This is a genomic window from Weizmannia acidilactici (genome assembly GCF_008974185.1).
In the GTDB taxonomy this organism is placed as follows: Bacteria; Bacillota; Bacilli; order Bacillales; family Bacillaceae_C; genus Weizmannia; species Weizmannia acidilactici.
Map to the genome: position 1 here is coordinate 71,444 of NZ_BKZP01000011.1, position 11,518 is coordinate 82,961.

The 11,518-nt window shown below is 43.8% G+C and carries 15 protein-coding genes and 1 pseudogene; 8 read left to right on the forward strand and 8 right to left on the reverse strand.

Annotation, left to right across the window (positions count from 1 at the left end; translation table 11 throughout):
• Positions 1 to 361: 361 nt before the first annotated feature.
• Positions 362 to 988, forward strand: a complete 627-nt coding sequence (locus BpJC4_RS06810) for an NAD(P)-binding protein (RefSeq protein ID WP_151681663.1) — start codon at positions 362 to 364, stop codon at positions 986 to 988.
• Between the two features lie 193 nt (positions 989 to 1,181).
• Entirely contained in the window at positions 1,182 to 1,709 is a 528-nt protein-coding gene (locus BpJC4_RS06815; RefSeq protein WP_151681664.1) for a YbaK/EbsC family protein, read from the forward strand.
• Positions 1,710 to 1,943: 234 nt separating this feature from the next.
• On the opposite strand, the gene BpJC4_RS06820 is transcribed toward BpJC4_RS06815, so the two are convergent.
• Complete coding sequence (locus BpJC4_RS06820) at positions 1,944 to 3,047, reverse strand: glycerol dehydrogenase (RefSeq protein WP_151681665.1); 1,104 nt, start codon at positions 3,045 to 3,047, stop codon at positions 1,944 to 1,946.
• 159 nt (positions 3,048 to 3,206) lie between these two features.
• Between BpJC4_RS06820 and BpJC4_RS06825 the strand changes: the two genes are divergently transcribed.
• From BpJC4_RS06825 to BpJC4_RS17110, 5 genes are all read left to right on the forward strand, one after another.
• Positions 3,207 to 3,734 carry a P-loop NTPase family protein gene (locus BpJC4_RS06825; RefSeq protein WP_151697703.1) on the forward strand — a complete coding sequence of 176 codons (528 nt, stop codon included), beginning with the start codon at positions 3,207 to 3,209 and terminating at the stop codon, positions 3,732 to 3,734.
• Positions 3,735 to 3,800: 66 nt separating this feature from the next.
• The gene (locus tag BpJC4_RS17095) at positions 3,801 to 4,406 is read left to right on the forward strand and encodes an AMP-binding protein (protein WP_371862301.1); all 606 of its coding nucleotides are present in this window, start codon (positions 3,801 to 3,803) and stop codon (positions 4,404 to 4,406) included.
• Positions 4,355 to 4,846: an AMP-binding protein gene (locus BpJC4_RS17100; RefSeq protein ID WP_371862302.1), complete on the forward strand. Its 492-nt coding sequence runs from the start codon at positions 4,355 to 4,357 to the stop codon at positions 4,844 to 4,846. The genes BpJC4_RS17095 and BpJC4_RS17100 overlap by 52 nt, the downstream gene beginning before the upstream one ends.
• The gene (locus BpJC4_RS17105) at positions 4,794 to 5,174 is read left to right on the forward strand and encodes an AMP-binding protein (protein WP_371862303.1); all 381 of its coding nucleotides are present in this window, start codon (positions 4,794 to 4,796) and stop codon (positions 5,172 to 5,174) included. The genes BpJC4_RS17100 and BpJC4_RS17105 overlap by 53 nt, the downstream gene beginning before the upstream one ends.
• A 13-nt stretch (positions 5,175 to 5,187) precedes the next feature.
• A complete protein-coding gene (locus BpJC4_RS17110; protein WP_371862304.1) occupies positions 5,188 to 5,448 on the forward strand; it encodes an AMP-binding enzyme in 261 nt (86 codons plus the stop codon).
• A gap of 169 nt (positions 5,449 to 5,617) precedes the next feature.
• Here the strand turns inward: BpJC4_RS17110 and BpJC4_RS06835 are convergent, their stop codons facing one another.
• Together BpJC4_RS06835 and BpJC4_RS06840 are read right to left on the reverse strand one after the other, a co-directional pair.
• Positions 5,618 to 5,842, reverse strand: a complete 225-nt coding sequence (locus tag BpJC4_RS06835) for a hypothetical protein (RefSeq protein ID WP_151681667.1) — start codon at positions 5,840 to 5,842, stop codon at positions 5,618 to 5,620.
• 82 nt (positions 5,843 to 5,924) lie between these two features.
• Positions 5,925 to 6,842, reverse strand: a complete 918-nt coding sequence (locus tag BpJC4_RS06840) for a DMT family transporter (RefSeq protein WP_151681668.1) — start codon at positions 6,840 to 6,842, stop codon at positions 5,925 to 5,927.
• Positions 6,843 to 7,905: 1,063 nt separating this feature from the next.
• Here BpJC4_RS06840 and BpJC4_RS06845 point away from each other — a divergent pair.
• Positions 7,906 to 8,180: pseudogene (locus BpJC4_RS06845) on the forward strand (IS1380 family transposase); the annotation flags it as partial.
• A gap of 172 nt (positions 8,181 to 8,352) precedes the next feature.
• Here the strand turns inward: BpJC4_RS06845 and miaA are convergent.
• The 5 genes from miaA to BpJC4_RS06865 form a co-directional block, all read right to left on the reverse strand.
• Positions 8,353 to 9,297 (reverse strand): tRNA (adenosine(37)-N6)-dimethylallyltransferase MiaA, encoded by a 945-nt coding sequence (miaA, locus tag BpJC4_RS06850; protein WP_151681669.1) that lies wholly within the window; start codon positions 9,295 to 9,297, stop codon positions 8,353 to 8,355.
• A 248-nt stretch (positions 9,298 to 9,545) separates the two neighbouring features.
• Positions 9,546 to 9,845: a diacylglycerol/lipid kinase family protein gene (locus BpJC4_RS16945; protein WP_308689687.1), complete on the reverse strand. Its 300-nt coding sequence runs from the start codon at positions 9,843 to 9,845 to the stop codon at positions 9,546 to 9,548.
• Between the two features lie 257 nt (positions 9,846 to 10,102).
• The gene (locus tag BpJC4_RS16950) at positions 10,103 to 10,426 is read right to left on the reverse strand and encodes a diacylglycerol/lipid kinase family protein (RefSeq protein ID WP_308689685.1); all 324 of its coding nucleotides are present in this window, start codon (positions 10,424 to 10,426) and stop codon (positions 10,103 to 10,105) included.
• Positions 10,427 to 10,555: 129 nt separating this feature from the next.
• The gene (locus BpJC4_RS06860; protein WP_151697704.1) at positions 10,556 to 10,834 is read right to left on the reverse strand and encodes a hypothetical protein; all 279 of its coding nucleotides are present in this window, start codon (positions 10,832 to 10,834) and stop codon (positions 10,556 to 10,558) included.
• A gap of 262 nt (positions 10,835 to 11,096) precedes the next feature.
• Positions 11,097 to 11,177 carry a YjcZ family sporulation protein gene (locus BpJC4_RS06865; protein WP_151697706.1) on the reverse strand — a complete coding sequence of 27 codons (81 nt, stop codon included), beginning with the start codon at positions 11,175 to 11,177 and terminating at the stop codon, positions 11,097 to 11,099.
• Positions 11,178 to 11,518 lie beyond the last annotated feature (341 nt).

Genomic DNA, 11,518 nt, shown 5'->3' on the forward strand with positions numbered 1-11,518 from the left:
AGGCACCCGGGCATTGATTTTTAAGAAGAGTTGTCCGGATATAAGGTTTTAAAAATGAACTGGGCATTGGGGTGCAAACTTTCAGAAGTACTGTCCTTAAGAGGCTTTGTAAAGGACATGAGGGTTTGGATTTTGTCCTTTTATATGGATAATTAAAAACTTTAATGAAAAATGTCCTTAAAAAGCTTCGTAAGGACATTCGACAGTAAAAATAGAACTATCTTAAAAATCATTAGAGTGAAAATGTCAACTCGAACTGTCCTCAAGACCCCATATATAGACTATTTGAACAAATTTTTATCCATTTCATACCTTAAGCTACCGGGGATGATCCAAAAAACACACGAAAGGGGCGGTGTGGATGGCTTCGGTACCGGTGATGGTTGATTTTAAAGGAAAACAGGTGGTTGTCATTGGCGGGGGAAAGATCGCAGCCAGAAGAATCCGGATTTTGCAGAAGGCCGGGGCCCGTATCACCGTTGTCAGCCCTTCCCTCGATCCCGAATTGCAATCCTTGGCCGCACAAGGCAAGATTAGATGGAAGCAGAAACGTTTTGAACCGGATGACGTTAACAAAGCAGAAGTCGTCATTGCGGCAACAAACGATCGCGATGTAAACAAATGGGCTGTTGCCCATGCCCCGGTAGCGGCGCTGATCAACGATGCGGGGAATGCAGAAAACGGCGATCTTATGTTTCCTGCGTTACTTCAAAAAGGAAGGCTGTCGATCAGCGTTTCTACGGATGGAGCAAGTCCAAAGCTGGCTTCCCGGATCATCACGGAATTATCCAATCAATACGATGATGCATACGGCCGATACGTCGATTTTTTATATGAATGCCGGCAGCTCCTCAAACAGCCGGCTTTTACCGTAGACGAAAAAAAAGAATGGCTGGAAAAATTGCTCGCGGAAGAATACCGCACCCCGGAAAAGCAATCGGAAGTCCTGGCTTTTTTAAAAATCCGGACCGGGAAACCAGCCCGCTGAAGCATATTGCAAGCCGGGAAAAGTGGTCTGAAATCCTGACGCTTTTGCAAAAACTACCCGCTGCAGAATACCGATACCCGGAAACCTTGCCTCTTCAAACAAACGAGCCGAAAAATCGTAGTAAACTGTTTGTCAATCCGAATTCGTTCAGCTAAACTATAATTAAAAATTTTTTGAAAAGGGGTGCATTACGATGTCATTGGAGGATGTTAAAGTATATTTCAAGCAGTGGGGCCGCCACGAAGATGTGCTCGAACTTCCGTTATCAAGCGCTACAGTTGAACTGGCGGCCAAGGCATTGGACGTGGAGCCGGAAAGGATCGCCAAAACGCTCGCGTTCAGGGGCACAGGCGAAGAGGAAGCAATGCTTGTCGTGGCCGCGGGGGATGCAAAAATCGACAACAAAAAATTCCGCCACACATTCGGCACAAAGGCGCGGATGCTTTCTCCTGAAGAAACGTTCGAGCATACCGGCCATGCTGTCGGCGGCGTCTGCCCGTTCGGTTTGAAAAAAGATCTGCCGGTTTATATGGATGTTTCCCTCAAGCGCTTCACAACCGTATTCCCGGCGTGCGGCAGCGGCAATTCGGCGATTGAGTTGACTTGCGATGAATTGTATACATACGGAAAAGCGGTAAAATGGGTGGATGTATGTAAAGGCTGGGAAGATGAAGCATACAGCAGGGTAAACGGATCCGGCCCGGTAGTGGAATCGCAATAAACAAACAAGGGGAAGTATCTCCGTCTTGCCATGTGCCAAGTGGCTGCAGCTTCCGTCAATGTTACAACGCGAAATGGCATGGGAGTTACCATTTTTGCCATGCCGGCGGTTGCCTCTTTCGTAAATGCTTCACGAAAAAATGAAGGGGGCGCGGGGTTGCAATTTACGTAAAATGCTTCAAAGCAAAAAAGCAAGGGGAGCTTGTCTCCGCCCTGCTTTTTTGCGGTTCAAACATCAGTCATGGTAAGATTCTGCGATGGCATTGGCTGCAACAATGGCGTTATAGACATCATCAGGCGTAACAGGGAACGGCATGTTGCCCATTGTGTCGCCTTCTGCGCAGGCGTCTTCTGCAACTTTCCTCCACTCGGCTTCGACAAATTCTTCTACGCCAAGGTCTTTCAATGTCAGCGGCAGGCCGACTGCTTTGATGAAATGGATGACGGTTTCGAGTTCTTCTTTCGGCGCGTTTTCAAGGACAAGCTGCGCCAATAGCCCGAACGTGACTTTTTCGCCGTGCTGCGCTTTGTGGAGGGCAGGTACAGCTGTCATGCCGTTATGGATGGCGTGCGCTGCGGCCAGCCCGCCGGCTTCAGCACCGACACCGCTCATATAAATCGTTGCTTCAATGGTGTCCTGCACAGCCCGCGTCGGGACTTTCTGCTTAACCGCTTCCACAGCTTTTACCCCGTTTTCAAGGACCGTTTCATAGCAGGTGCGGGCAATCGCCAAGCCGGTTACGGACGGTTTCATCAAAACAAGGTTGTCGCCGTTTGCCTGGTAGCATGCGCGTGCTTCAAAATAAGTGGCAAGTGCGTCCCCGATGCCGGCAACGAAAAAGCGGACAGGTGCAGCGGCTAAGATTTCCGTATCAGCAAGCACAACATCCGGGTTGCTTGGCAGGAACAAATAGCGGTCAAAAGCGCCGCTTTCTTTGTAAATCACAGCCAAAGCCGTGCATGGCGCGTCGGTTGAAGCGATTGTCGGGAAAATCACGACCGGCAGCTTTTCATAGTAAGCGGTTGATTTCGCGGTATCGAGCGTTTTTCCGCCGCCGATACCGACGATGACGTTGGCGCCGGCTTCACGTGCCAATCTCCGGTTCCGGTCGATTTCTTCTTGGGTGCATTCATAGTTGAATTTTTCAAAAGTTGCTTTTCCGCCGCCTTCTTCAATTGAACGTCCGGCTTCTTCTTTTGCGCGGTCGAGGATAAACTCATCACAAATCACATAAGCATGATCACCCAAATCTTTTATGTACTCATTCAGATTAGCAAGCAGGCCTTTCCCGATGATAAATTTTTTCGGAGATGTGACAGATTTTACAGGAATTTTCATAATTAATGGCGCCTCCCAAAAATTTTTTCTTATTACATTTTCATTATATTAAAAATGTAAGCGGAAACCAATTACAAAACTGTGAAAATGTTCATTACATAAAAAGGTATTATCTCTGGGCTTTGCACGGTAAAATCTAACCCAAGGGGGTGTCGGATGATGAAGCGGATTTTGGTGATTGGTGTTTCAGCCGGGGCGGGAAAATCCACTTTTGCAAGGCGGCTCGGGGAAAAACTCGGAATAGAAGTGATCCATTTGGATGCGCTTTTTTGGAAACCCGGTTGGAAAGAAGCCTCTTTGGAGGAGTTCAGGGCTTCCCAAATGGAAGTCGTACAAAAAGACACCTGGATCATGGAAGGCAATTACAGCAATTCCATTGATATCCGGGAAGCTGCTGCCGACACGGTCTTCTATTTGGAGCTGCCGCTTTTGGTCTGCCTCTACCGTGTGGTCAAAAGGAGAATCTTAAACCACGGAAAAACACGCCCGGATATGGGAAAAGGCTGTGAAGAAAAGCTGGATTTCAAATTTTTGAAGTTTATTGTGTCGACCTACCATTCCCGGAAAAAGAAGATGGTGGAACGGATCGAATCTTATAAACAAATGGGGAAAACGGTTATCGTGTTAAAAGGGAGGAAGCAAATCAATGCTTTCTTAAAAAATATGACTTTTGTTATTTACAAATAAATTTGACTATTGAAAGTGTGTACAATATCTTTTGTAATAGTGTTATACAACAGTGCGATGCTTGGAATGGAAGAGGAACAGAGCGGGGAAAGGGATACGGGAATTTTTCACAAACTTAGGAGGGGAATACATGAACGTACCATTGGTGTTGCCGGAGTTTCTCGACCGTGCGGTGCTTTTGTACGGGATAAAACGGCGGTGTACTGCGGGGAGCGGGCGTTTACATACCGGGAATTGAATGGGAGGGTCAACCGGCTGTCGCATGGGTTGAAGGATCTTGGCATCGAAAAAGGGGAGCGGGTGGCTTATTTGGCGCCAAACACGCTGGAAATGCTCGAAGGGTTTTACGGGATTTTCCAACTTGGCGCGGTGATGGTGCCACTCAATATCTGGCTGACCCCGGCGGACTACTTACTTATTTTAAACCACAGCGAATCGAAAGTGCTGTTTGTCGACCAGGATTTATACCATTTAATCGTGCCGATCAAGGACAAGCTTGAAATGGTCGAACACATTATTGCCCATTATAAAGATGAGTCGTGCAATGAAATCGGCTATGACACTGGCTGGACAGGTTTTCGCTGGAACCGTTTCCACGTGCCGATTTGGATGAAAACGATGTGTGCAGCCTCCTTTATACAAGCGGTACGACCGGGAATCCGAAAGGCGTGATGCTGACACACCGCAACAACTACCTGCATGCTTTAAGCGCGATGCACCATTTGCGCGTCAGTGACTGGGATGTCTACCTTCATGTGTTGCTGATGTTCCATGTGAACGGTTGGGGTTCGCCGTTTTACTATACGGCAAACGGTGCCACCCATGTTTGCTTAAGAAAAGCGTCGGCGGAAGGGATTTTCCGTGAAATCATCAAACATAAAGTCACGGTGCTGCATATGGCGCTGACCGTGTTGAACAGCCTGCTGCAGTACATGAAGAACACCATCCTGTTGTTGAACAGGATGTGCGGGTGGGGTCATTGCCGGTGCTGCGCCGCCGCCGGCATTTGTCGAGCGGGTCGAAAAAGAACTGGGCCGGGAATTTATCTAGGTGTACGGCATGACTGCATCGACGCCGCTCAGCCTTGTTTCCATGATCCGGTCCCATCTTGACGGGCTCGACCGCGGGAAACAATTGCGGCTGCGGGCAAAAGCGGGCTACCCGATGATCGGCTGTGACGTGCGCGTCGTAAGGGAAAACGATGAAGAAGTGGCCCATGACGGAAAAGAAATCGGCGAAGTGGCGGTCAGAAGCCATGGTGTTATGCTCGGATATTGGAAAAATCCTGAAGAAACGATGAAAACGATCCGGAACGGGCGGCTTTATACTGGCGATATGGCGACTGTTGATGAATACGGCTATATCGATATCGTCGAACGGAAAAAAGATATTATCATCAGTGGCGGCGAAAATATTCCTTCGATCGAAGTAGCTATATGAGTATCCGGCCGTTTTGGAAGCGGCGGTCATTGCTGTTCCGCATGAAAAAATGGGGGGAAACGTCCCATGCATTTGTCGTCTGAAGGAAAATGAAACCGCGACCGAAGAAGAGATCATCCGTTTCTCAAGGGAAAAGCTGGCCCATTTCAAAGCCGTTACAGGTGTCACTTTTGTCAACGAACTCCCGAAAACCGCTTCCGGAAAAATACAAAAAGTCCATTTGCGGAACGAGTATTGGGAAAAACTCGGGAAAACAGAGCGGTTTGTCAATTAAGCATTCACCCCCGTTAGGCTTAACGGGGTTTTTTACGGATGGCAGGACGACCCGCTGAGCGAAACAAACGATGAAGAAAGGGGTGCCCCTGAACTGGTTTGTCGGTTTTTGGGGCAGCGCCTTTTGTTAGCGAATGGCAATGTATGTTACGAGCGGGACAGTCCCTTTTTTAAACGGCATAGATGTATGCTTCCATAAAGGCGCAAACCAGTTCTGAATCGGGCGGCTGTTTTTTCAGCTGTTTTTCACATGCTTCCAAATGCGGAAAAAGGGTTGGGTCGGATTTGGCCTCTTCCAGCGTGAGGTCCCCCTGCACGAGCCGGATTGCCGCGTCTTTTGCCGTTTCATCATCCACCTGGAACAAAAGGTAAGCCAAGCAACTGTACCGATCCATCTTTTTGCCTCCCGGAACATGTTTTCTTATACCTTCGATAAAATCCGGCAAAATTCCTTCAAAATTGCAAAAAAAACTCGCCTTATTCAGGCAAGTTTTTTTGTGCGGCAGTCAGACGGACCGGTTCGGCCAGCAGGGAAATGCCGATCGCGGCTAAGATCAGCGCGCCGCCGAGAAAAAAGTGGCCATTTAAACTTTCGTGCAGCAAAAGCCAGCCGAGAAAGGAACCGACAACAGGCTGCAAAAACATAAATAAAGACCCGCCGCCCGCATCCATCAGTTCGAGCCCTTTGTTCCAAAGGAAGAAGGCCCCGGCGGTGGAGACAATGCCAAGGTAAAGGATGCCCGCTATGACCCAAAAGCTGTTGAAAGAGACCGACTCTTTTTGGATTTCCCGGATCATAAAAGGCGTCGTAAACACCAAGCTGAACAAAATCGCATAAGCCGTAATCGTAAGGGAGTCCATTCTTTCGGAAGCGACCTTTACATAAACGGACAGCAATGCCCACGTAATCATTGCCCCGGTTAAAATGAGGCTGCCCCAAAAATAAGTTTTGATATGGATGTCCCAGCCGATTACGATCACGACGCCGCTAGATGCCAAAAGCAACGACACGATTTTCCGCGCCGTCAGCTTTTCTTTTAAAATAAACCGCGCGAAAATAACGATAAACACAGGAGAAGCGGACGTAATAATGGCGCCGGTATGGGCATCCGCTTTTTGCGTCCCGATGAACTGCAGGGCGATCGATACAAAATAGCCGACAAACCCGATCCAGAATAAGAGCAGCCAGTCTTTTTTCGTGATGCGCTTTTTCCCCTTTTTTCTCCCGTTTATTTTCAAAATGGCGTAAAGCACCGCAAAGCCGATGATATAACGCAGCCACAAAAGCGTCAGCGGCGGCACAACGTTTAATACGTATTTGCTGACAACGTACATCCCGCCCCAGATGCTGGAAGCGAGCGCCAAACAAAACGCGCCGGCAAGTTGGTTTTTCATCCATTCATCAACCTCCGTCTATTTTTGGATGCATTCAATTAGACGAGGTATCGAATCGGCCGTTCGTTCCCCGTATCAGGAACGGGTGGCAGGCTGGTCGTTTTCAAACAGATCGAAATACAGACGCATCAGGAGGCACCTCCGTAATGGTAATATTCTTAATTTTAACATATTAAGGAGACTTTTTGACCATAATGAGAAAATAAAAAACGAAACCGTTTCAAGGCGTCTTTTAAAAATTTGGCATGGCTCCTTTTTTTCAGGCTAATCTTCAGTTCCGTTTCATACTTGCCATTCGGTTTAACATTAATGAGTTCTTCTTTTCGGTTAAATTCGTCTTTTTTCGCTGTCTACGGTTCGATGCAGAAGAAGTCTTTTCCTTCCTGGCCCTTAATACTGTGTAGGAGAAGACCGAATCTTTTTCTATCACGAGATTGTACTTTTCATTAAATGAAGTGGACAGTTTTGTTTCATTTGAGCCGATCAAGACCACTGTTTCAATTTTTTTTGCACATTGATGTTTTTGTACTTCCCGGAAGGTAAGGCGTTCCAAATCCAGTTCCGATTTGATCTCGCTGTGGAAATGATGCCCATCAACTTTTCGATATTGAGTGTAAATTTTGCCATGTACTCAGGTAAAATATCTACTTTAGCCTGCTAATTGTATAGCGGGCTATTTTAGCAATTAAGGTAATTTATTATTGAATTACAATTCAGGTTCGTGTATTCAAGGTGTTCTAATTCGACAGGAGAATTTTAAGATGTGTAAAAAATAGTCCACAAAAATTGATATCTTTCATTCAATCATCATAATAAAGGGTACCTCTTCTATTGGTAGTGTTTTGTGAACAGTCTCATTTACCAATGAACGGGTGTTTTCAGAATATCAAGTTGCAATATCAATAGACTAAATTTAATATAATCCCATATTACGAAAGCAAAATAGTAATTTAAAATAAAAAAGGGCCCCATCCTTTGGTATAATTGAGTTTGACGAAAAACCAAATAACCAAGAAAGGGGGCACCTTTAAGGTGAATTATAACATTCCTGTCTCAAGAATGATTTTCAATCGACAAGATTCCAATGGATTCTTTCGGAGCCAATCATATGGACTCCTTATTAAATTACTGGCGTACAATTTACTGGAGATCTTTAAAAAAGAGCATTGCCCGCCAGTGTTTAAGTCCTATACCATCAGGAGATTCCGGAGAGATATCATTTATTCGCCCGGAGTTTTGACGCATCACAGCCGCAGCGTGTCACTTAACATTTGCGAGACATATGCCCATAAAAGGGTGTTTCAAGAAATGATCAAGAGTGTACGAATGATTGATTGATAATCTGGAACTGAATACTGGAAATTGAAAGGCCCGCAAAGATGGGGAGGGGGAAAGTATACCTTCAAACCGTCATTACCTTACGTGCATCATTCCATATTTTACATTTTGTTCCAAATTATCAGATTCTATCTACCAAGTCATTGCACTTTCGTAATTTGGGTTAATTATTCTATTTTAAATGAAGCTTTCCTGCTATAAATTGAGAAATTTCCTGAAATTTTTTCTCGCGTTCATGCTCATTTGTGACATCAAACCATTGAACATTCATTTTATTTCGAAACCATGTAAGCTGCCTTTTAGCATAACGCCGTGAATTCTTTTTTAATTGTTCGATAGCTTCTTCAAGCGTTACTTTTCCATCCAAAAAATCATAAATTTCTTTATATCCAATCGCCTGAACGGATTGACAGTTGCGGATGCCTCGCTTTCTCAACTCCTTGACTTCCTCGATTAGCCCTTGGTTGATCATCAGATCCACCCTTTGGTTAATCCGTTCATACAACTTGCTGCGTTCCATCGTCAACCCAACAATGGTAGTATGGTAAAGTTCCTGCGAATGTTGGCCGGATTGATACTCGGACATCGGCTTTCCAGTCGTATAGTAAATTTCCAGAGCGCGAATGACGCGGCGTACATTATGAGGATGAATGGATTCCGCACTTTTAGGATCCACTTCCTTTAACTGTTGATGCAAGAAAAGTTCGCCCTTTTCTATAGCTGTTTGTTCCAATTCAGCTCGCAAAGACGAATCTCCCGGAACATCGGTAAATTGGTAATTGTAAATGACTGATTGGATATAAAGTCCGGTGCCGCCTACAAGAATAGGGATTCGTCCTTTTTCCGTTATTTCGGTTATTTTCTTTCTCACAAGCTTCTGGAATTCTGCCGCCGAAAAGGATTCGTCAGGTTCTTTAATATCAATTAAATGATGGGGAATGCCGGCCATTTCCGCTTTGGTCACCTTTGCCGTTCCGATGTCCATCCCTTTGTATATCTGCATAGAATCTCCGCTGATGATCTCTCCTTGAAAACGATGCGCAAGGCGGATACTTAGTGCAGTTTTCCCCACTGCAGTCGGGCCAACGAGCACAATCAGCTTTTCTTTCTCTCTCACATTCTTCCCAGCCTTCCCCTTACTTTTCCCTTATCGTATCATAAAACGAAAGGATTTACACACTTTGTTCATTCTAACCAAATGAAGTGCCAAACATTCCTCTATCTTTCGTTTTATGGCTTTTTTCTCTATTCATTCTATGGTCAGTTCGTTACACAATCCAAAAAGAGAAATACATTGCATTGCGAGACAGCTTCAGTGTTGTTTTCGCTATGTATCTCAAAAATTTTTTACGGTATTGTCTTTTTTTAAATGATTAGTAATGCATTCTTTTCGATCGTGACATTCACTGGAGTTTTGGTGAGAATCTCGCCATCACCTTGTACCAGAACCGGCCATTCAGTGGTAACGTCTACTTGTCTTCCTCTTATCATAGTGACACTAGGATGATGAACATGCTTTCCTTTATATGCTTTTGGAAAAGTGCGCAACAGTTCCCATTTTGTCAAGTCGTGTACGATACAAATGTCAAAAAGCTCATCATTATAACAAGCTTCCGGACATATTTTTATACCTCCACCGTAATTTGGAATATTGGCAATGGCAATGAATCAAACATTAAAAAAACGATGTTCCTTTCCATCCACTATTAATTGAATGTTGACAGGACGAAATTTGAATAAAACATGCAATAAACTATGTCCATACGAAAGATTCCCTAATCGTATAAAATTCAATCAATTTTTATATTTCGAGGAATTGTTTACTTCGGCGACTTGACCGTCAAAACCAATTCCCGTTACAGTGATGCAGTATTCTTCCCAATTCTACCAATATCCATTTTTCTTTGCTTTCCTATTAAAATTCATTCTAATGCCTTATAGTCCATTGGTATATCAAGAGCCCTTGCAAGATCATTTCCCGATCCTGCAGGAATAATACCTAAAGGTACATTCGAATCAATTAACCCGTTAGCCACATCATGAACTGTACCATCTCCGCCTACAGCCACAACAACATAACATGTTTCAGAAGAAATCTCCTTCGCGATTTCGACTGCATGTTTCGGACGTTCTGTAAAATGCACTTGATAATATATCCGTTTTTCTTGAAGCATTTTTTCAATCTTTTTCCAAACTTTTCGCCCTTTTCCATTCCCCGAGATTTTATGGACGATAAAATAATACATCACATAGATCTTTCCTTTTTATTGCAAATTGTAGAAATTTTGCAGGATATGAGAAAATCGATTGATTGTGAATGGCTAATAAACATTATATAACTAGTTCAACATAATTTTTATTCTCCAAGTACTATATTATTTTTTCGATATCGCCCAAAAAAATTCCTGCCAAATGACAGGGTTATCGTTTATCGACAAAATAGAATTCGTTTTCGTTTTTAGAAAATACGCCTTCTTCTTTAAAAGAAAAATAGCAGCAATTAAGAAAAACGGGATAAATCTTCTGCCAAAGCCGGTACGAATAACCATTCCTCCTGGAGGTGGGTCTACGTCTATCACTCCTCTATAAACCCTTCCATTTCGATCCATCACTTCAACAGGTTCTCCCTGATATCTTCGAACTAAATGATGCACTATTTATCCCTCCTTTTTAACTTAAGAGATTTTGGAATAGGGGATATAAAACGAGTCTTGTCCCATCCATTTTTTGTAAAAATCGTAGGATACAGTGAGTTGACTTGAATCGGTAAACGAGAAGATTGGCTTCTTTGCCATATCTGCTTGTACCAATTTTAAAAATGTTAAAACATGAACAAATGGCACTTTGCCCTATTGCAATAAGCAACATCAATCTTGGTATAATCAAACTAGGAATTTTATATCACCTTACTAGGAATTAATAACCGCCTTGCCACGTAAAAGAACTTCCTACAATGATCAGTAAGATGAACAGGACAACGATTAAAACAAATGTCATATATATAACATCTCCTTTTGAGTATTTGAGGATCTGCTAAATCTGCAATCCCTACTTTTAAAGTATGTTCTTAAGAAAGAGTTGTATTGGACAAACTCATCAACTTACATAAAATTCCATATTTATCTAATTGATACAGTCCTTTGCTTTATGATCTTTATTTATATATACAAAAAAGAGCTCAGATCTGGTGTAGATCTGAGCCCAGCATGTCGGCAAACTAAAACATTTTCAAACGTGAGTGTTCGTTTATTTCAGTTTTGTCCGACGAGATTTCATTATGTTTTTGGAAAGCTGTGCAGTTGTTTCCCTCTCTTACAAAAAATATGAGGAAGGAAGTA

What these genes read in the sequence shown, in the direction of transcription:
- BpJC4_RS16950 (WP_308689685.1), bottom strand. Translation starts at nt 10,426, where the DNA reads ATGTATTATTTTATCGTCCATAAAATCTCGGGGAATGGAAAAGGGCGA.
- BpJC4_RS06810 (WP_151681663.1), top strand. Translation starts at nt 362, where the DNA reads ATGGCTTCGGTACCGGTGATGGTTGATTTTAAAGGAAAACAGGTGGTT.
- BpJC4_RS06820 (WP_151681665.1), bottom strand. Translation starts at nt 3,047, where the DNA reads ATGAAAATTCCTGTAAAATCTGTCACATCTCCGAAAAAATTTATCATC.
- BpJC4_RS06840 (WP_151681668.1), bottom strand. Translation starts at nt 6,842, where the DNA reads ATGAAAAACCAACTTGCCGGCGCGTTTTGTTTGGCGCTCGCTTCCAGC.
- BpJC4_RS06865 (WP_151697706.1), bottom strand. Translation starts at nt 11,177, where the DNA reads ATGACATTTGTTTTAATCGTTGTCCTGTTCATCTTACTGATCATTGTA.
- BpJC4_RS17105 (WP_371862303.1), top strand. Translation starts at nt 4,794, where the DNA reads ATGACTGCATCGACGCCGCTCAGCCTTGTTTCCATGATCCGGTCCCAT.
- BpJC4_RS06815 (WP_151681664.1), top strand. Translation starts at nt 1,182, where the DNA reads ATGTCATTGGAGGATGTTAAAGTATATTTCAAGCAGTGGGGCCGCCAC.
- BpJC4_RS06825 (WP_151697703.1), top strand. Translation starts at nt 3,207, where the DNA reads ATGAAGCGGATTTTGGTGATTGGTGTTTCAGCCGGGGCGGGAAAATCC.
- BpJC4_RS17095 (WP_371862301.1), top strand. Translation starts at nt 3,801, where the DNA reads ATGGAAGAGGAACAGAGCGGGGAAAGGGATACGGGAATTTTTCACAAA.
- BpJC4_RS06835 (WP_151681667.1), bottom strand. Translation starts at nt 5,842, where the DNA reads ATGGATCGGTACAGTTGCTTGGCTTACCTTTTGTTCCAGGTGGATGAT.